Consider the following 20,441-nt stretch of genomic DNA (forward strand, 5'->3'; position numbering starts at 1 on the left):
TGTCGTTGGACAGCGCAAACATCAGTGGCACACCGGCACATAAATCAGGTCTACACCGCCTTCATAGACATTGAATACCGGCCGTGATTCCCATACAATGGTGCAGCCCTGTTGCCCATTGCCCCCCTGTTGGTCGCCCGATCTAAGAAGCTCAAAATGTGTATTTAAGATAGATTCTGCAGGTACACCGCCACCGGATTTAAGATATTTAATTTTGACGTCCAGCATCAGCTCGTCGTCAAAAAGTCTTCCCTTCCACGTGATCTCCTTAGCACTGGCGGTCAGCGATCCATTGACTTCTCCGTTGTCGGCGACGGATAACTCGCCCGATTTGGCGGTAAACCGCCACGAGCGCCCGGTTTGCTTCCCTGGAATAGCAAAAGAAAATCCCTCTTGGCCAGACAGTTCCATGAGAAGCACCAAGGTGGAGCTATCGCCTTTTATTTTATCGATACTAAAAGACCCTTTTCCCTTTACCGGCGCTAAACGATCGTATCCATGTAAATACATGGTCGACTCGGTACTGCCCAGATAGGCCTGTCTATTCATGCGTTCATTGAACGTCAGCTGATAGGAACCAGAATCTTGGGATTTACCACAAGCTATCGTTGTAAACAATAGCGGGAGGACTAACGCTTTTGTGCTGTATTTCATATCTAAATATTTCATAAAACTTTCGTTCGTTGTAAGCTGATTTGCGAAGAAAAATTCGCTGCATTACTCAGCTCTATTACAAAACTAATCGTTAGTCCATTTGAAGACAATCCACGAAAACCATGAAAATTAAATCATGAATACTGGCACATCAATATGCAAGTTGGCCTGCAAAGCGTTCTAAAATTGGGGACTTCGTTAGATAAACTTCCTAATGCTCATCATATAGCCCATGTGGAGCCCTTCATGGAAATTATTCCATTCGAAGGCATCGTATATTGAAGCGACGTGGAAGCCCGTCCCCGTGGTACGGGAGTTATAGTGAAGAAATATGTTGTTGTTAAAATCCAGGATAGTCGGCTCAATTTGTTCAACAAGCAAACTTTTAAGCAGATCCGCTTCCTGTTGGGATACCGGTACTGTTGGTTTTGTACCCGACTGGTACTTCAGGAAAACTTCTTCTGGAATATGCCCTTTTACATCCGATCCGATATAAATTAATTTATGCTGTGTGGCAATGATGTGACCGATGTTCCAGATCAGGTTGTTTCCAAAGCCAGCAGGAATGAGGTTGAGCTCTTCTAGGGAATAGTGCTCAAAAAATTTGAGGTATGCCATACGGCTCGTTTTCCAGGCATTAAAGAGTGATTCCATGTTGTAAAGCTATTTGTAGTACATTTAAAAGATGATTGTAGCACATTTATACGAGATCAATCCGGCCAAACCGTGCGAGTTTATCTGCCCATTTCGCACTGTAGGAGTTGTTCAGTTGATGCAGTTCGCCCATGGCGGATGTTCGCACAGGCGAAATATGGCAGCGTTCGAAGACATCCTTCTTCACGCTCATAAAATTTGTCTTTTTGTAAAGGTTATATTCAGCAAAGAGATCTTGATCCAATATACTTACTATTCGGGCAGATTTACCATAGAAATTGTTATCAATGCGGTTAACATCCAGACTGCTTTGATAGGGCAAGAACAGGCGATCAAAAAAGCCTTTGATCTTGGAGGGGATATATGAACGGTAAACGGGACAGAACAATACGATATGTTTCGCCCAATGAAGACGACGCAAAGCAAACTGCAGATCGGCTTCCACAGAAGTCCAATGCAACGAAGGAAGTTGAATATTGTAATTAAAAAGTAGATCTGCGATCCGCAGATCATGTACAATGCCATCCGCCTGCATTACACCTGTTCGGTAAGCATCCATCAGGAAGTCAGTAGACGCTGTTTTAAAAAGATCCCCATTGATTAATAAAACGTTCTTCATCTTTTGCTAACATAAGCAAAAAAAATGAAACGCAAACCGATCTCACCCAATAAATCTACTAATCCAGCAAAGACCAGGTTCGCTTCGTCTGTACCTCCTGCACAACTTTTTGCTCAGCAACGACTATATTTTCCCGTCGTTGACCAATATATTCCAACGTCGCCAATTTACCCCATAACGAAACCATTACCTGCATAAAATCAGCCACACATTCCATCGCTTCTGCAATTTCCAGATGATCGTAACGCAATTCAATAAGGTTTGATAAACGTTCCTCAAAATTTCCGGGTGTCACATCTTTCCACTCATAGAAATATTTTAGCATTTCCTCCCGTTCAGCAGATTCGATCAGCCGTACAGCATTAAAAAATACATGCGCAAAATCCGAAAAATATTTTAAAAGATAAATGGGTGCCTTTTGCGGAAGGATAGATCGGTATTCAAAAAATGAAGTGGCCATATACGCTAAGATACGTTCAGTAATAAAGCGGATATTAAGCCCCAGCTCGGTGATCTTAGGTTTGTTCACTGTTTTATCCATGATGCGATATGCGGCTGACTGAAACTCATTCAATGCTCGGTAAAAGCGGTTGTGAAAATCCATCAACTGTGGATGACTTTCGATATAAACGCAAGGCATAATGTATTGCGAAACCAATAAAGTTTCCTGTCCGTCGTTTACAAGCTTGCCGATAGGCAGAAAAGAATTACTCACCTGCCGTTGCTGTACTGCGGACTTCGTCACAATATCGATCGTATATTCTTTTTTTACAAACGGGTAACGAAGGGGTGATTCCTCCGGATTAGGTTCGCCAAAAGCCGATTTTCTAAATGAATGTACATATAAAACTACATAATGCTCGCCGACAGCAATTTTCGACACATCCATAAAGGCACTAAAATTCGCCTCTACCGCACCTTGCTGATAGGCAATATTGATTCGGTTCCCATCGCTGGTGACCGCATTGCAAAACCGAACTTCAACCTCCAGATAATTTGTATTTTTTTTCAGCAGCGAAATATCAAAAGAACGATCATACCCCGCAAAGGCTGGCAACAATCCAAAATTCGCATGATGGAGCCCCACTGATATGCCGTCGCGGACGAGATCTTGGGTATAGAGATCCGTATGAACAAAATCACCACTGGAGAGTTTCATCCCATCCACCCAATTGATACCTTCGTAATTTAATGGTTTTTGCATAAGCTTAATGTTATCCTATCGTTTCTGAAACACGCTTGGCGTGAATAGTCATTTTTTCTGTAATCTGATTGCCTGAAATGTCTGCATTGGGGTCTATATATACATTTCTTCTAAAGATAGACCTCTTCACAACAAATATCCAGCGCTGGTATTCTCCCTGATCGTCCACGAAGCGAACCGGGGCGCTTGGAAATTTGGCATTATAATCTTCAATAAATTTTTGAAACCATAGACCGAAGTTCATTTTTTCTGGCGCTTTAACCTTCACGCGCAACGGCTCCACATCTTTGCTGTCCTTATAGAGTTCCAGTTCCAATACCAATAGCTTATCAAAATCCAAATGATCCAGACTGATTTCTTCTGGAAACCGTGGGTATTCCCATACCCGATGAATTTCCATAGGGATAGATAACAGCGCAATGTACGTCCACCAAAAGAACATAGGAACCATAAAAATGGAAATACTGGTGGCTGCCCACCAGCCCAATCGGAATGGGCTCATCCAGTCGAAAAATAGCTTATAAATATATAGTCCAAGTAAGAGCATGACAAACATGACGAAAAACACGAATAACTTTTTGTTTTCCAAAGTATTTAAATCCCACTTACTCAGCAGATACACCCAAAGCACCCCTAGTCCCAACGCGTACATCATGGTGATAAAATAGCCCCAAGGCATATAGCCAAAGCCCAAAAACCCGAAAAAACCGGGCAATGCCAGCACTAGTCCTCCTATTAGGATCGAAATAATTAACTTCTTATTGCTAAGAAGAGAATTCTTCTTATTCCAGACCGACAATACAATTGTCGAAATAAATACTAATAAAGGCGCAAGTATGTACCTCAAAAAAACTGTTTGTACTTCCATTTCAGCTGTTGCAGTATTCACAAACTAATATACTATCTTTAAATAAACAATTTATAATTAAAATCCCCGGTCAGCGTGAAAACAATCTACTGGGTTAAAACAATCTATTGGGCTTATATGTTCAAGGAAAAATGATTTCTATGAAAAAAAAGGACGGTTTATTCACCAGCAATAGCATGACATCAGATATCAAGGCCAGCCAAAAGGCGGCTGATCTTATTCAGCACGGCGTAGATCCAGATCATATTATCTTTACCTGTGACGGTTCAAGCCGTCGCCCATTCTCCACAGAAATTCAATCTGTCAGCCCTTATATCTCCGAGACGAGCAATGAAGAATTTGTACGCATCCATATGAACCGTGAAGGCTTTTATGACATGCTCCCCGAAGGCCTCTTTCATACCCTACATGCTGGCAGTGAAATTCTTGACGAAGATGTGATGATCCAGGATGTTCGAAACAAGCGTCGCCAGGAGCAAAATGCCCGTCAGTTCTTCGCTCCATTCGAAAACGAACTGTTCTATTTACGGACGCAGCTGGATCAATATGAAAGCCGTCTTGATATGCAGACAATGTATCAGGATATGAGCAACTTACTACTCTCCAATTTTCCCGAACTACACCGCCTGAGCCCGCGCCAGCGTGTGATCTGGATGCATTTTATCCCTGAAATCCACAATCATAAAAACGATATGGCTTATGCTCAACAGCTGTTGCGCAACCTGCTCAACATGCCCATTGAAATCCATCGTGCAACACATGACCGCAAAATCGACTGGCAAGAAATCGGGCTTCCACCCAGTACATTGGGCTATTGCCAGCTCGGAGTCGACAGTTTGACCACGATGAACTTTGAGCGCAATGAGAGCTATCTTAACATCACAATAGGGCCGTCTTATCCCCAACTTTTAAAGAACTATCTGCCCAACGCCAAAGACGAATATATCATTCATCTGGTGCTGGACAACCTTTTCCCGGCTCATTTAAACCGACAATTGCGCTATGACCTCCTTCCAGAGGTGAAACATAGCTATTTAAGCGATGAGCAGGGCAACAACCCCACTGTATTGGGACACACCTCATACCTGTAGTCAATATACCTGTAGTCGACATAACTGTAGTCTACTTTATTGTAGCCTACGCAACAGACCAGCGTACTTGCTATACAATAACTTATAGCATCTTTAGCAGCAGACGATAGTGCACCTCCATGCTGCTTCGCACCTGTAGCTTACTCATCACCTGTTCCAATAACTCATTCCATTCCGACGCTTCCAGATCAAAGCTTCCATCAGGCTCCACATAAATGTCAGTGGTTTTCTGAAATCCTCTTCTTGGATCAGCATCCATCATTACTCCAGACTTAATTTCAATACGTTTAACCACCTGTCCGAGTTCCAATTTAATGAAATTGATAATATCATTCTTACTAACGATGCGATCTCCGGTGGTCACATTGTATTTAAAGGCCTGCAAACTATCCCTTCGGTTAAGACGCGAACGTCCGCCTCTACTTGTGGTAAGAAACACAAGCTGTTCATAATTTTTTACCGCACCCAACTGGATCTGCAAAGGCGTACCGACAGCAATGCCGTTCGCTAGCTCCGCTTGGGTCATCCACATCTTTGTAAAAAGAAGGTCGCCATCATTTTTTGGATTCATCACAATGTACTGCTTGAAATCATTCTGCCGGAGATGCAGGGCCTTTCCCTTCTGCTGTATCATTGCTAAGTTTTTGTCCAAATCACGCAATATAGCATTCAAGAAATCAGCATTATAAGATGCAAAAGCAGCTTTTTCATCCCGTATCAGTTCAAACAGGTAATCCAGCAAATCTTTGGCAGTACGATTATCAAGCCTTTCGACTCCACCCTGCCGCACGGTGTAAAAGCCTGCTTCGGCGTGTACACCAGATCTGTTGTAAGGAACTTCACTATATTTTTCCCCCTCCTGATCCAATACCTCTTCCACCGTCAGTAGTTGTTCAAGCTGCGCGGTTTCGATACCAACAATGTTTTTAAGGGCTTTCACCCGATGCTTACCTTCGACCAAGCGCTTATTGACAACGGGAAATGCATTTATTTGTACATGGAGTTCATCAAGCAGCTGCACCGGCATGGAAGTCGGCATGTCAATACGAATCCAATCCAGATCCTGCTCGAGGCGATCCGTCATCTGCTGTTCAAAATGCGCTACAATTTCCTCCGGTAGCGAACTCGTTTTCCCAAAACAAGCCACATCCGGCTCATCGTCCAAGGTCAGAAAATGCTGCTGATAATAGCCCTCTATGTCCTGGCTTAAGTTAAAGAGGTAATTTTTTCGGTCAAACAGTTCATCCACTAAGCGATCTGACCGTTTTAAAAATCTATTTTGATGGTGTTTTATGGGAATTCCATTCAGGTGCCATTTTCCAAGGTTTAGCACTTTGTAGATCTCCCGGTTGACCTGATAATTGCCCCAGTCGAAATAGAAATTTAAACCCGCAAAGGCTTTCCTACGGTCGTACTCCAAACATTTTATACCCAGAAAGACGGAATGTCCAGTATTGATGTGCAGCGATTTTCCTAATGAACGTTTTACATTGGGCTGTATTTCAAACAGCTGCCTAGGGGTAGCCATATAACGGATCTTTCCATGAAATAGATGCACTTCTTCCAAACTGGAAAAATTCATTTCCACCATTTTTTCCTCTTTTGAAGCGCCTACAGAAGAAATTTTTTTCTTCATGTTCATATGCAGGTAAGGGCTTATACGCGCCTCAGCTTCACTGGGTTGGTACAGCAAGATCGCATGAGCTGGTAGTGGCGCTACCAGATAGTCCGGTGCCAAGAGACGACCGATCTTATCAAAGATCCGATTCTCAAAATCGCGCACATCATTCGACACCTGAAAGATCTCACTGCTCAGCACTTCCATCAATAAAAGGACCACTGGATCAAAGTCAAATACCTTTTGGATTCCCCAAAGCTCCTGGGCCTTCTTAATGATCCTATTGCGAATCTCTTCCTTACTGGAGTAAAAAATATCGTTCATCTGCTCTTTGCTCACTACCTAGCTAAAGGACTTAAAAATAACGAAGTACTGAATGCATAGCGCTCCCCAGTCTCCACCATCTTAGCCTCCACATAAATCATTACTTTCTTTTTGATCTCCGCGACCTTCCGCTTTGGAAAGAATGTTTCCACTTCAGAAATATTGACCTTGACCACCACCTGTGCGATGCGCCACTCATAACGCGTAATGCAATCGAGCAGTGATTTTCTAAACTTTTCTTCCCATAGACTCTCACTGACGATCAATTCAAAATCCAAGTCCCAAATGGCACATCCAAAATCGGCGTTAAAGCGATGCTCTCCCTTTCGGGTAAATATGATCAGCTCCAGATAATTTGAAATGGATTTACCCAGATCAGACTCTTTCAACCGCTGATTCTCCACTGGGAGGTTTAACTGTAAAGGTTTATCCAGGTAAAATTCCATATAAACTCATTTATTGCTGATTGTACTCACTAGCCCATGTTGTGCTTTCATCTTCCCCCTTGTAGCCATCCAATTTGACCATAAAACTTTTGGCAGGAAAGAATGGAGTAATATGGATATCAAGATGAATTTTATCTTTTTGCTGATCATCACGTTCAAATCGCATGATTTTGAAGCGCTCAATCAATCTATCTGGCCCTTGAATACTGTCCAAAAATTTCACAATCTGCGCACGCAAATCTTTTTCCGTCTTGGTCGTCCAATTTTCAAACGCTCTGCGGTTCAGAAAATCAAAAAGGACTTTCGTCACATAATCGAATACACGCACCACAGAGTAAGTCTGCAAGCCAATATTATCACCATTAAATAACGTTTTGGCGGAGAATGCCATCACCTTCCCATATTCATTCACCATTGGAACCAATCCAATACGTTCGAGATGCGAAATTTCACTTTTCTTAAGGTCAAACTTTACGCCATCAACCTCATTGATTGTACCGTGTTTTTTTCCCGCAGTTACCTGCGACATCAATGTATAATACATTTTTCCCGCCAGCGCAGCAGAGCCCGGTACAGTCAGATCTTCCTCCTCGCCTACAGTGGTATTTTTCTCCCGTCCAATCAACCAGTTGGTCGTCATGATGACGTTGGATTTATATGCTTCTGCGCTGGTGTAATTACCAGATGTGAAGAGGTCGATCACATCATCCGGCTGTTCGAGATCCGCAAAATCGGTGACGAGCATCGCTTTATTCGCATTGGCAATCTTTGCCCAACGATCCAACACCTTATTGGACCCCAAGTAGCCCGGTAATACCAATAGCGAATAGTTGTCGCGCAGGTCTAGCCTATCATAATTCTGTTTAAACTCTTCAGACACATATTCGATAAAACGGGGGTTGTCCAGGTCTGTCAGCTGGTCCATACTGGCATTCATGAGGACCACATTATCCACTTTATCAGCTTCTGTGTTCTTATAGAACAAGTGGACAGAGCGATAAGCCTGCTCCAGCTCACGAGTTGCTTCCAGAGCCGTTCCCAAATTGCGGTTTAACGTCTCTTCGGCTACCTTCAGCTTTTCAGCGCTTTTATCTACCATAGAAGCAACGGAATCCGAATTTTCCAACAGATCTACCCAAAGTTCCATCTTCTTCTTAAGTTGTTCACGTTCCTTCTTTTTTTGGTCATCGCTCAAAAAAATCTGCTTGCGTGCCTTACGTTCAGGATTTAAATTTTGGATACCATCCACCGATGCTTCCAATAAATCAAAGCCCCCCACGCGCACCAGCTTATCTAAACTTTCCTGCAAGCTTTCGGTAGCAGCACGGTCCTTTACCTCTTTATATCCGGCAGCGCTACCCGCTTGTGCCGCTTTTTCTTCTTGTGTATTTGCCATAGGTCCTATTTATTAGCTTCTAATTCAGCGATAAAATTTTTAAGCACATTGATGAATGCAGCCTTTGTTTCGGCATTTTCAATGGCAGACTTCAACGTTTTATTCGATTTCAGCTGTTTGATCACACTTGCAGAAAGATCTTTTTGAACACTTAGATTAGACAAAAAATCACTTTGCATCGTTAAATTCTTTGCTGAAAAATCGCCCAAATTCTGAAATTTCAGCTCTTCATGAACGCTGCTACCATCTTCATCCTCAAAGGATACCCCCACACTTGGCTTGAAATGCGCAAATACATCCTCCACTTTCTTAAGTCCTTCTACTTTCTCTGGACGCAAAGGCTCATTATCGGTCAATTTCTGAATAAACATCGTTTTATTGAACGAGATGTCCACAATGGATTCCGAAGTCTCAACTTTCCTTTCGTTTCCACCAATTTCGTACTCAAACATATATCTAAAAATTAAGTTTATACTCTAATTAATTTGTCCTATTCTATCTACAATATACTAAAATATTAGCATAATACCTTCAGCAATTGCGCTAGTACACTGTATTAAAACAACATACAGCTATTTCTGTTTTATTTCCCATGTGAGAATCTCCTGACTTGCATCCCAGCCTACCGTCAATATGTCCCCCTTATTTAGTTCGCCTGCAATAAGCATTTTCGAAATCGGGCGCCGCAGTTCATTACGAATGCCAGCAGCAAGCTGCCTGGCACCGTATTTTGGTGTAAAGCCCTTCATGGCAATAGCTTGTTTGGCTTCGGCAGTTACAACCAGATCAACCCCTTGCTTATCGAGCAGCTGAATGAGTTGTTGCAGTTGAATATCAAAGATCTTAACAATATGATCTGTAGATATTGGCGCGAAGGGCACAATTTCAGCAATACGTGCCAAAAACTCTGGCCTAAAATGGGCGGTCATGATTTCCATCAGCTGATTATGCGTTGGAAAGCCCTTACCTGCATCGATTTGTCCAGCAATCCACTCACTCCCAATGTTAGAGGTAAATAAAATCAGGGAATTGCTAAAATCACCAGCTTTTCCTAATCGGTCGTGCATCATGCCTTCGTCCAGGATCTGTAAGAATGTATCAAACACCGAAGGATGTGCTTTTTCGATTTCGTCAAAAAGTAAAACTGAATAAGGCTGCTGTCTGATTTTGTTGACCAGTAGTCCACCCTCCTCATATCCCACATATCCCGGCGGAGCTCCATAGAGCAATGCTGCACTATGTTCCTCCTTAAATTCCGACATATCAAAGCGGATCATTGCTTTCTCATCATTGAACAGAAACTCCGCTATGGATTTTGCTAGTTCCGTTTTCCCTGTACCTGTAGGGCCCAAAAGAAAGAAAGAGCCAATGGGCTGGCCTTTTTTATTCAAACCACTTCTCGACTCCAGTATGGCCTCCGACACTGCTTTGATCGCCTGATCTTGTCCTACCACACGCTTCTGCAGATAACTTTCAATCTGCAACAGCTTTTCTTTTTCTCCAGCCTGTAGTTTTCCCATCGGAATTCCAGTTTTATGCGCCATCACAGCAACAATATCCTGCTTGGTGAGTATATCGGACAACTGTTCAGCATGCATTTTCAACTGTGGTATGATGTGTACAAGAAAGTCAGCATAGTGTTGAGCAGATTCCAGGTCTTCATAACGTTCCTCTTCATTTAACATTCCCAAGAGAATGGGGCTCAACCTATTAAACAGCGCTTCAGTAAGCCACTTATATGCACCAAACTGCTCCCGCTCGCTCTTCTGTTGCAGTTCAGCTCTGAGATGCTGAAATTCGTCGTCTATCTGCTCAAGGATGCTGAGCGAACCACTTTGCGCAAGCTTTAGTGCCGCCATACTACGGTCCATAAGATCAAATGCCGAATCAGGCAGATGGCGATCCTTTAAGTATCTTTTTGCCAGCGACACTGTTACGGGAAGTGCGGCGCTGTCCACCTTCAATTCATGGTGCTGTTCATACCTATCCAATACCTTTTCAAGCATTTTAATAGCTTTCTCTTCCGTTGGCTCGGCAATTTGCAGCAATTCAAAACGTCTACTGAAGGCCTGTTCAGGCTCAATAATCTTTCGATACTCTTCTAGCGTGGTGGCACCAATTACGGTAATCTCACCACGGGCCAATTCAGGTTTCAGCAAATTTCCCGCGCCAGAACCAATGGGCCCCTTGCTATCCAAAAGCGTATGTATTTCATCAATAAATAAGATCGCCTTATCGAATCGCTTAATTTCTGCGATAATTTTCTTCAGCCGGTCTTCTATCTCACCTTTGTAACTTGCCCCTGCGATGAGAGCTCCGAGGTCAAGCTCAAAAAGTTGTGCTGCCTTGAGCTGTTCAGGCACATGTCCACTCACGATATCGATGGCAAAGCCGTCCACAAGCGCTGTTTTACCCACGCCTGCTTCGCCAGCAATAATTACGTTGGGTTTGTTGCGGCGGCAGAGGATTTCGAGCATCATGCGAATCTCCCGATCGCGACCTACTATCGGATCGGATTTTCCTTCACGCACGAGCTGCAGACGATCAATACAGTACTGATGCAAGGCATTATGCAAGCCGCTTGGCTCGCCGCTCTGGGTGCTACTGCTTTCAGCAGCACCCGATACCGCCTGTGACAGCTGATTTTGATCAATATAAAGATCATAGATCTCCTTTTCTTTGATCGGAAAAGATTTCAACTGATTGACGTCAAAAGCAATACCCGCTTTTGATATGGCAGTCAATACACATATCGGTGTGATAAGATCGAGTCCCAGTTTAATGCGTACCAGGTCGGCTTCGTCCAGCAGCCGCAGCACGGCTTCATTCCCTCTAATTTCCTCGGCAGGTGGCACGTTGCTGGATCGCTCCAGTTCGTCCATACGCACTTCGGCCCATTCGGAGATGTATTGGTCGTCTTTGTCAATCGATTGTACAAATTGTCTCAAGCCGACATCTTTGTGCATTAAAGCTTTTAACAGATGCGCTGGGCCGAACTGGTTTTGATGGTATTCTTCCGCCAAGGCCTGTGCAATATGAATTGCCAATTTTACAGATTCACTAAAATTACTAATCGTCATTAATTTGCCGTTTGAATGGTGTTCATATTAAAAAAGCTGCCACGTACCCGGTAATATTGCTCGCCGTTGGAGAAGAATTTACCTTGATTTTGAGCATAAGTGCGCGTCATGGCCATCACCTTCTGTAAATAGACGATATACTCTTCGAATGAAGGTAGCGACATCTCTTTCTTATTTTTTAATGCTTCCACTTTCATGTCGGTAAATGTATTGTGGAGCAACGGAATTCCCAACATGACGGAGAAGTACTTTCCTAATGTCCATTTGTCTACATCACGGGCAGAATACATCGGCCATTTTTTCTTATATTCGTCGATATAGTTATCATATAGCTTTTTACGGAAAGAATTGTCATCCTTCACTAAGTTATCTCCACTCATAACCGACAGCATACTGCTGAATTCGTTGAACTCGCCTGCGTTCAGGATCAAATCAAAATCGAGCCCTTTGGTAAGCTGATATTGTAAATCCGGACTGAATTTCAGGGTAGACGCAAATTTGAATGCATTGTGCGGCATCCCTTCACCCACATCCCGATTAAATTTTCCTCCTAATAATTTGGCCACGGTCGGATTAACATTCGCATTTTCAATACCTGTCAGTCTAAAAGCACTATCTAAGCTATGGATATGCGAGCGTATATCCTGCCGGGTTTCGTCCATAAAACGATAGAATGCTACATTGAAACTTTTATTATTTAATGCCGAACCCCTTGTAGGGAACACCACGCCACCCTGAATAAGGCTATTTTTCGGAAAATCAAGGTAGTAGGAAATCGAATCTGTCAAGTTAAAATCATAAGACTGATTACCGAAAGCTTCTCCACGTACCAATTGAAATTTTCGCCTTTCAGCCGCATAATAGGCTTCACTGGAGACCAGCTTTCGCGATTGAACAATAAAATCGTTAAATGTTGTCGGTGTGCTATTGTAAGCTTGTAAGATCACCATTCGACCCTCTACATCGGCTACACGGCGTGCTATTGAAGACAGTTGACTGTTGTTTGCACCACCCAAATTACCTGTAGCACCTACAATCACGAAAAGATTTGTTTGTTGCGCCACATCCTTAACCAAGTTGGTGGCCTGTGCGATACCCTCAAAAAGGGGCTGCTCCGCATTTCCACGATCACATTCACTGGTTATTTTGGATTGGTCACGTAAAAATCCTACCAGCTTACGAAAATCATCGGTGAGCTCCAACGAGGCGCTTCGTCCACCACATGACGATGGGTTGCGGAACACCACACTTCCGTATTTTACATTTTGCTTATTAAAGACCTGTTCGACACTATTTTCAAACCCCTGAATGGTATTCGTAAGACTGGCAAAATGGTTACGCATCGCGTTTCCACCATCGATTACAAAAATAATATTGACTTTCGACCTGTTTTTGATCAGGTTGATCAATCCAGGATAAGTCAGTTCAGCCCCGTTAATGGTGAGTACCTTGTTATTCGATTTATTGAACACATCAACCGCATAATGCGTAGCGATGCCCGAATCATCAACGGTACGTACAGGCAAACCGAGCATGGTGATATTCGCTGTATCTATCAGTGGGTCGACCTTATAAGGCTCAAATCCATCGATACGATTCTTATTGATCTTTGCCACCACGGTATCGGCCTGCGGTGATTCAAATGTATAGGGCGCAAAATACAGGCGATGACCCCAATTTTGTACGACCGATGCTGATACCCAGCCTTTGATATATTTTCCTGCCTCACGCGGCACAAACTGATCCGTCGACCCAATCAGAAACTGCTTGCCGTCATCGGACTTCTTGAAGATATACACGTAATTATGCAGGGCAACCTTAGATTTCCCATTTTTAAGGTCAGGTCCGTCAAAAACAAAAATAGAATCTTTTTTATCGAAATAATACTGTCCATTCAGTAAAGGCTCTACATCATTGATAATGGTGAGCGCTTTATTGGGGAATCGGGTTGCTACATCGACAAAAGAACGCTGCCAAAGCAACAACTTATCCTTTGCTATCCAACCCACACTTTCCACACGTTTTTTATCTTTCAGCTTAAGACCGCGTACCATATTATCGCTAAACCGCAGCAGTTTAAGGTAGCCGTCCTTTTCTTCCGACACATAAAATGGCTGCATAAACGAAAGTTTTTCCATCATGAGCGTACCACCCGGCGAAGTGCTGGTATGATTGTCGTTTCTATCCGAAAAAACAATCCAAGGGAGGTTAGATTTATCGAAAGATTCTTTGGTCGATGTCGAAGCATTAGGTTCGAGGTATGGAATAGGCAGTCCCACCACAGATCCGCCGAAGGAGGTCGCAGACTGCGCGAGGAGGTCATTTGCGCTAAGGGCACTCCACAGCAGGCCCAGGCATAAGGTACAAAACCGAAAAGAGTTAACTAAGTTCATACAGCGCTTGGCTTTATTTTGATTGTTTAACTTTAATTAAAGTAGGACATTCTTTTGTGGCGTTTGGCGTCGAAGCGCTTTCCACCGTGACTTCATTGATGGTAACTCCTTTTGAAAAAGTGAGTCCCATCAGATACGCGTAAATATCCATCTGCTTTTTCTGCCCATCCATTTCGACATTCACTTTCACTTTTTCGTCCCCACAGAGGTATTTCGATAAGATGTAACTATATTTTGAATTAAAATCGGCTCCATTGGCGATATCCTGAATTTTTTCTTTTAGATCGTTAAGAGCATCCTGCGCTCCTTTGCCCGGGGTCACCAGCTGATTAATGTCTGCTGCTGGGTCAACAATACGGATGTTGTGTGTAGCAAATTTCGAACTTTTATCCGAGCGCAGCCGCACCTGATAAACACCAGGTTTCGTATAGGTATACAAAGCCGATTTACCGATTGCATCCACCTTTCCGGTTTCACCAAACCACCATTCGAATATTTCACCAGGTCCATTCGCTTCCAAACGGATCTCTTCAAGCACAATGCCGTTTGTAGAACCACTAATAAACAATGTGGTATCCTGTGCTATCGAATGCACCACACTGTCTTTTACCGAAACGAAAAACTGTTCACGCAAATTTTCATTAACGGTGAGTCTGACCACATAAGACCCAACCTTATTAAAGCGGTAAGTACCTTGCTGTTTTGTCGACTTATCGCCGTTCCCAAATTCCCAGACCCACTTTTTAGCGCCATTGGTGTTGTCGGCATAAATCAGATCTTCATTTAGGTAAATTTCAGTTTTATTAATTTTGGCGCTAATCTTCTCTTCCGATCGCGTATAGACCTTGAAGAAATAAATCAACCCTGCTAAAAGAGCGACGACCAAAAAGATAATGATAAACAAGTAAATACGAGGGTTGCTCTTTGAGACATTCCTTTCGTCGCCCTCTTCAATAAAATTCCTATCCATTTAGTTACAATTGATTAATTAAAAAATGACTTTCAAAATTTGCAATTAGCGTGAATTCATCATATTGATCGTTTGCTGCAATTGTTTCCGGTTCACAATGCAGTCGTCGAGATTTTTGGAAATGCGCTCGATATCATTGAGATTACCTTTCAACTCCCGCCTATCGACGTAATAATTCTCGTAAAACAATGCCCCTTGTGCAAAAATACTATATCGACTATCGAAGCTATTTTGTGCGTACAAAGCATTAATGTCCGAGAAGGTCTTTTTAATATCATTTTCAATAAAAACGGCCTGTACGGTCGGATCAAATCTTTTGATCTGCGCCGAAGCGCTATCAACATATTTTAAAGCCAAATTAGCTGATTCCTCAAACTTTTGATCGTCACGTATACGGAGGGCAAGATCTTCTTTAGAGATGGCAAATCGCGGACCGTCGCTGTAAAATAAAACGTATCCTAATAGTGTCATTGCCAATACAAACGCGGCCAGCAGCAGCAAAAAATGTTCACGTCGTTCGACTAAGCTTAGTTTAATCATACCTTATCTTCCTACTATAGAACCTTGGTTTACAACTTTGTTAATCTGATTATTCATGGTAATACAACTTTGAAGCTGCATTCGTTTGCTTTCAATGACGTTTTTAGTGGAAAATAAAGAATCCTGTAGGCGCGATACCAATAGGATATCTTTATTCAATCTGCGATAAAGCTTTAGGCTTGCTCTGCTGCTATCCACTTTCAGGCCATCGATGACCCTTCCGATATGTCCCGATCCTTTTGCAATTTCATTTTGGAGCACCCGCTTTCGTGCTACGGCAGACATATCGGCATCACCTTGACCAATATCTCTGAAATATTGATTGATCTGCGCAAATTGTCTATTGATATCCGTGCGGGCGTTCATTAAATTTTCCACTTCTTCATATTGCTCTTTTAAGATCACATATTCTTTTTCAGAAGCTTTTAAATAGAGAAATAAGCTGGATAATGCTATCAGCAGTAGGAAGGTGAATGAAATGATAAATTTGCGGTATGCCGCATTTATCTCTTTTTGGTTTATAGGCTTCATGAATCACAATTTATTCTAAAATCACATTACTTCACAATTTTGATAATTACTAAAACTATACGAGCATAAGATAATCTTAATGATAAGACCATCTTTTCCAAAGGAATATTCAAACTAGCACGATAGTTAAATTACCCCTGATCATAAAAAGCAAAAAACAGGCCACAAATCTTTAAACTATAGGGGGTAATCGGATTATCGTGACAGCGCTAGGGTTTACTTTCGTTTCATCAAGCGTGTCGCTGTACGCATTCTATATGAGCTAATGAAAAAAATGCGCAATAAAACACTCATTTTCAACAATCTATTTATAATAAGATTTTACATTTGCTATCAGCTATATTTATAACTCTTTGACAGGCAATTCCTCTTAATTCAATATTAAGTTTATATTAATTAGATAACGTATTAACTGCCTTACTAGTTTTCATTGCCTCCTTAGTAAAGTGTTTTAAAAGGGTTACGCCTACCTATTTTCTTTACCAAATTTCAAATGTATCTTTTCCTTTCGGTAGATAAAGTAGTATTCGCAGAAAGCGCACACGTACCCCACCCCCTTCGGAATTATATTTTCCCCAGATGGAAGACCTTCCCTGAAGTCTTGTATCCATTGAGGTATGCTCCAAACATACCAGCTTTCCATTTCCATAGATTTTCATCGCATAATCCGCTAATGGCTCAATCTTAAAAGATGGAGTATTAAAATAGAATAAATCATCATTACCATTTTCTTTCAAATGCTCGGATGTATAGTACGCTGACTGTAATTGCCGCATATCACTATTGAACACCAGTGAAAAGTACTGATCCTTGTTTTTATCGCTTATTAATTTTGCCAAATAGCGGTAGGCCTCCACTGTCTTCTTTTCCAATAGTTCTTTATCCATAGATTTTAAGTCAACAGCTGTTTCGAGCGATGGCGATTGTTCGTAGGGTACGTTGGCATCAAATTATAAAGTGTATTCGTAAAATCAAATTAGTTTAGTATTTGCTATCGCTATATTTGCATTAATAATGGTTATTATACCAATCAAAGGATCGCACACTTATAAATTGTTTTGCAAATTTTTCATCTGGATCTAAAATAGTCAGTTCCGTCACTTTCGCTCCACCGTCGCTGTGCTGTAAAACAAAATAACTTTTTTTATTGTCGCTCTTTTCCCAAACCATAAAGTTTTGCTTGGGATAATTAGCGCTAGAGATTGCGTTTCCATTTTCGTCAACCCCCATTCCATTGTCCTTGTCTGTATTCTGTTCAAAACTTGGTTTTCCGAAACTACGATTTAATGCTACCAATAAAGATTTCCCAATCTTTTCATCACTAATTTTGACTTCAACGAATTTCAAGACAGCAGAGCCTTTTTCAAAATGAAAAATTATTTCAGTTGGATGTTCTGACGAACTCAAAATTACATTATCGAATGTGAAAACAGCATTTGCATTGTACCCAACCGCTTGTAACCCACTCATGGTTTCATATTTCTTCCCATTTGATTTCAGCGTGGAACCATCTGAATTTTTAATATCTTCAAACGGCTCTAACAATTTTATATCAATTAGATCTACTACTTTCAAATCTGTTCTTTCGGGTATACTAACGTTAGTTTTATTCGTGGTGTCTAGAACTCCTTTCGATTGGTTGCTCGAAGGTTTACACGATAACGTTAGCACTAACACGAGAAATAATGCACCTATAAACTTTAGTTGTTTCATCGTTTATTATTATAATTTTCCATCAATTATCCTTTTTTAGCACCGTGATTAAAGACTCTGCAGTCGAAAATTTTTAGATATTTATAGGTCGAAAAGATTACATCACCTAATTTTAATCCTTCCCTTAACATATCCATTACGTCTCCCTATTTTTCTTTACCAAATTTCAAAGGAGTCTTTTCCTTTCGGGATGTATAAATACAGCCTTAAAAAACGCGCAAAGGTACCACCTGTATCTCCTTTATACTTACCCCAAATCGCAGAACCACCCCGGAGGCGTAAGTCCAATGAACTATGCTCCAGGCAAACGAGCTTCCCATCTCCATAAAGTTTTAAGGTAAAATCCTTTATAGGCTCGACTTTAAAAGTAGGGTTGTCAAAATAAAACATATCTTCATTCCCACCTTCACGGACATCATTTTCATCCTGATATAAGCTTACAATCTGCCTCACATCACTATTAAAAACTAGTGCACTATAGACATCTTTATTTTTATTTGCTATCAAATCCCTAAAATAGTTATAAGCTTCAAGTGTTTTCTCTTCAAGCACATCTTTCGATAATTTGCTTAAATCCGTTGCGTTAGCTAGCGCAGGGACTTCATACGGTACTGAAGCATCGAAAGTAACTGTATACTCATAGTATGGTAAACCTGCTCCTATAAAGGTTTTACCATCTTCTTTTTTTAAATTAGCATGGTCTATCAACTGAACTTGGTGATCAAAACCAGCAACTGTATCCCTATTATCTCTCGAGAAAAGTGTCAAATTAAATCGGGTAAACGGTGTCAATTGTTGAAACCCTTCGCCATGTTCACGTTCCGTCTGCGGGTAGAGACGATAAGTTATTTTCTGTTTTCCGGATTTAGCTATATAATTATTCAAAGTTATGGGCGACATAATACCACCATCCTGAAAATATTGAAATGCTGGGATATCATTCACAAGGATCTCGAAAAAACACTGCTCGTGATCGATGTAAATGTAGTATAAAGGCTGTATCGGAAAATGCTTGATCATCTTTTCTTTGACGGACAGGGCATTACCCACCGAAACAGTCGTCGGATTTGATTCTGTAATTGGTGGGTGGGCAATTTTCTCACCAGTACCGACACAAGATATTTCCAGCATGATGGTAAGCAACATAGAAAAACTGAAATTAGTGCTATAATAATTTTTACCCATAATTTTAAACTACCAAAAATTGACGACTAAAAAATACTCAACGTTTTATTCGTATTTTCACAGAGCCAGAGGTCAATGATAAGTTCTTCCTATGTTTTTTTATTTTCCAAAACCATGGCGGAGTTACCATCTAGACGTACCAAACCGCACAAGCGGCCATTAGCAGCTATTTCCAAGATACAATTTTGATCCAGTTCCATCATCTTAAATCCAGCTTCAATATCAGCTTTGATTGAATCAATTCCAATTTGCGGTATTGACGTCAACAGCCTTTACCTGATAATGAAAATTCGCCTGTGGATGGAGCGTTTGCTCACCATCTAATGGTAACGCCCTTATTTCAAGCTGCTGTTCTCCGCTTCCAAATCTCCCACCATTTAGCGGTATTTCAGATGCAACAATACCGTCAATATTCAACATAAAAACCGCAAAATTATTTACCTTATTTTGAAATTCGCACATCGTCGCTCCAAAATCCAAGTTGTAATATGATTTTTGCATACCTTCTAATCTTTAGGATATAAGCCATCTATCTGTTGCCAAATCGTAGGGATTGAACTGTCTTTTGAGTCGTCCAGACGAGTTCCTTTCTTCACATACAGGAAATTTGAATTCAGGAAATCTTTACCATTACCATCAACAGAATGATTCGGATAGTAAAACAACCAGGCATTCAGTGACTTTAAGTCCCACAGATAAACGTCACCTGCAGAATCTTTTCTTTGTTCAAATTCAGGATAATTTTTTTTAAGAGAGGCAATCAATTCCTGAATCTCATCCTGTCTTACTGTTGTATACCTGAAGCCTAAGTATTTCTTGGACGTCCGACTGTCTACATATATTTGTATTCTATTAAAATCTGCTACTGGCCCATTTGGATATTTATAGGTTGAAAGATCTATGTCTGCAATTTTAAAACCATCCAATTGATCTGTTTTATAGGTATAAATCCCATAATTCGGATCTTGAAACTGTTCTAATTTATGTTCGCCGATCAATACAGTTATAGGTTGATCAAAATGCATGGACAATAAATCATTTCTGTTTTGAGAATTACATGATGTAACACCAATAACACATAATAGCATTAATAAATTTATTTTCATAGTTGCATTATTGTGATTCATTATCATAACCATTATGCCTACCTATTTT

Annotated in this window: 20 protein-coding genes; 1 reads left to right on the forward strand and 19 read right to left on the reverse strand. The window is 41.3% G+C overall.

Annotated elements, in window-relative coordinates:
- Positions 1 to 21: 21 nt before the first annotated feature.
- The 5 genes from QE382_RS15130 to QE382_RS15150 all read right to left on the reverse strand — a co-directional run bounded on the left by QE382_RS15130 (position 22) and on the right by QE382_RS15150 (position 4,020).
- Positions 22 to 669 carry a hypothetical protein gene (locus tag QE382_RS15130; protein WP_307186636.1) on the reverse strand — a complete coding sequence of 216 codons (648 nt, stop codon included), beginning with the start codon at positions 667 to 669 and terminating at the stop codon, positions 22 to 24.
- Between the two features lie 183 nt (positions 670 to 852).
- Positions 853 to 1,308 carry a DinB family protein gene (locus tag QE382_RS15135; RefSeq protein WP_307186637.1) on the reverse strand — a complete coding sequence of 152 codons (456 nt, stop codon included), beginning with the start codon at positions 1,306 to 1,308 and terminating at the stop codon, positions 853 to 855.
- Positions 1,309 to 1,354: 46 nt separating this feature from the next.
- The gene (locus tag QE382_RS15140) at positions 1,355 to 1,927 is read right to left on the reverse strand and encodes an NAD(P)H-dependent oxidoreductase (RefSeq protein ID WP_307186638.1); all 573 of its coding nucleotides are present in this window, start codon (positions 1,925 to 1,927) and stop codon (positions 1,355 to 1,357) included.
- Positions 1,928 to 1,985: 58 nt separating this feature from the next.
- Positions 1,986 to 3,131 carry a hypothetical protein gene (locus QE382_RS15145; protein ID WP_307186639.1) on the reverse strand — a complete coding sequence of 382 codons (1,146 nt, stop codon included), beginning with the start codon at positions 3,129 to 3,131 and terminating at the stop codon, positions 1,986 to 1,988.
- A gap of 10 nt (positions 3,132 to 3,141) precedes the next feature.
- The gene (locus QE382_RS15150) at positions 3,142 to 4,020 is read right to left on the reverse strand and encodes a TssN family type VI secretion system protein (protein WP_307186640.1); all 879 of its coding nucleotides are present in this window, start codon (positions 4,018 to 4,020) and stop codon (positions 3,142 to 3,144) included.
- 119 nt (positions 4,021 to 4,139) lie between these two features.
- Between QE382_RS15150 and QE382_RS15155 the strand changes: the two genes are divergently transcribed.
- Positions 4,140 to 5,090, forward strand: a complete 951-nt coding sequence (locus tag QE382_RS15155) for a hypothetical protein (protein ID WP_307186641.1) — start codon at positions 4,140 to 4,142, stop codon at positions 5,088 to 5,090.
- A gap of 82 nt (positions 5,091 to 5,172) precedes the next feature.
- Here the strand turns inward: QE382_RS15155 and QE382_RS15160 are convergent, their stop codons facing one another.
- From QE382_RS15160 to QE382_RS15225, 14 genes are all read right to left on the reverse strand, one after another.
- Positions 5,173 to 7,032, reverse strand: a complete 1,860-nt coding sequence (locus QE382_RS15160; protein WP_307186642.1) for a hypothetical protein — start codon at positions 7,030 to 7,032, stop codon at positions 5,173 to 5,175.
- 14 nt (positions 7,033 to 7,046) lie between these two features.
- Positions 7,047 to 7,478, reverse strand: a complete 432-nt coding sequence (locus tag QE382_RS15165; protein WP_307186643.1) for a GPW/gp25 family protein — start codon at positions 7,476 to 7,478, stop codon at positions 7,047 to 7,049.
- Positions 7,479 to 7,488: 10 nt separating this feature from the next.
- A complete protein-coding gene (locus QE382_RS15170; RefSeq protein ID WP_293880438.1) occupies positions 7,489 to 8,874 on the reverse strand; it encodes a DUF5458 family protein in 1,386 nt (461 codons plus the stop codon).
- Positions 8,875 to 8,879: 5 nt separating this feature from the next.
- Positions 8,880 to 9,326, reverse strand: coding sequence for a hypothetical protein (locus QE382_RS15175; RefSeq protein WP_293936189.1), 447 nt, complete (start codon positions 9,324 to 9,326; stop codon positions 8,880 to 8,882).
- A 120-nt stretch (positions 9,327 to 9,446) separates the two neighbouring features.
- Complete coding sequence (locus QE382_RS15180) at positions 9,447 to 11,954, reverse strand: ATP-dependent Clp protease ATP-binding subunit (RefSeq protein ID WP_307186645.1); 2,508 nt, start codon at positions 11,952 to 11,954, stop codon at positions 9,447 to 9,449.
- Complete coding sequence (gene tssR / locus QE382_RS15185; RefSeq protein ID WP_307186646.1) at positions 11,954 to 14,347, reverse strand: type VI secretion system protein TssR domain-containing protein; 2,394 nt, start codon at positions 14,345 to 14,347, stop codon at positions 11,954 to 11,956. Before tssR ends, QE382_RS15180 begins: the two co-directional genes overlap by 1 nt.
- A 13-nt stretch (positions 14,348 to 14,360) precedes the next feature.
- A complete protein-coding gene (locus tag QE382_RS15190; RefSeq protein WP_293952517.1) occupies positions 14,361 to 15,317 on the reverse strand; it encodes a PKD domain-containing protein in 957 nt (318 codons plus the stop codon).
- A 45-nt stretch (positions 15,318 to 15,362) separates the two neighbouring features.
- The gene (tssO, locus tag QE382_RS15195; RefSeq protein ID WP_209579778.1) at positions 15,363 to 15,857 is read right to left on the reverse strand and encodes a type VI secretion system TssO; all 495 of its coding nucleotides are present in this window, start codon (positions 15,855 to 15,857) and stop codon (positions 15,363 to 15,365) included.
- 3 nt (positions 15,858 to 15,860) lie between these two features.
- Positions 15,861 to 16,388 carry a hypothetical protein gene (locus QE382_RS15200; protein ID WP_293880450.1) on the reverse strand — a complete coding sequence of 176 codons (528 nt, stop codon included), beginning with the start codon at positions 16,386 to 16,388 and terminating at the stop codon, positions 15,861 to 15,863.
- A gap of 479 nt (positions 16,389 to 16,867) precedes the next feature.
- The gene (locus QE382_RS15205) at positions 16,868 to 17,275 is read right to left on the reverse strand and encodes a hypothetical protein (RefSeq protein WP_307186647.1); all 408 of its coding nucleotides are present in this window, start codon (positions 17,273 to 17,275) and stop codon (positions 16,868 to 16,870) included.
- Positions 17,276 to 17,396: 121 nt separating this feature from the next.
- Positions 17,397 to 18,101, reverse strand: a complete 705-nt coding sequence (locus QE382_RS15210) for a hypothetical protein (protein WP_293880454.1) — start codon at positions 18,099 to 18,101, stop codon at positions 17,397 to 17,399.
- 156 nt (positions 18,102 to 18,257) lie between these two features.
- Positions 18,258 to 19,286, reverse strand: a complete 1,029-nt coding sequence (locus tag QE382_RS15215; protein ID WP_307186648.1) for a hypothetical protein — start codon at positions 19,284 to 19,286, stop codon at positions 18,258 to 18,260.
- Between the two features lie 237 nt (positions 19,287 to 19,523).
- Positions 19,524 to 19,787, reverse strand: coding sequence for a hypothetical protein (locus QE382_RS15220; RefSeq protein WP_307186649.1), 264 nt, complete (start codon positions 19,785 to 19,787; stop codon positions 19,524 to 19,526).
- Between the two features lie 5 nt (positions 19,788 to 19,792).
- The gene (locus tag QE382_RS15225) at positions 19,793 to 20,392 is read right to left on the reverse strand and encodes an SH2 domain-containing protein (RefSeq protein WP_293952511.1); all 600 of its coding nucleotides are present in this window, start codon (positions 20,390 to 20,392) and stop codon (positions 19,793 to 19,795) included.
- Between the last annotated feature and the right edge of the window lie 49 nt (positions 20,393 to 20,441).

Source organism: Sphingobacterium zeae, assembly GCF_030818895.1.
Classification (GTDB): Bacteria; Bacteroidota; Bacteroidia; order Sphingobacteriales; family Sphingobacteriaceae; genus Sphingobacterium; species Sphingobacterium zeae.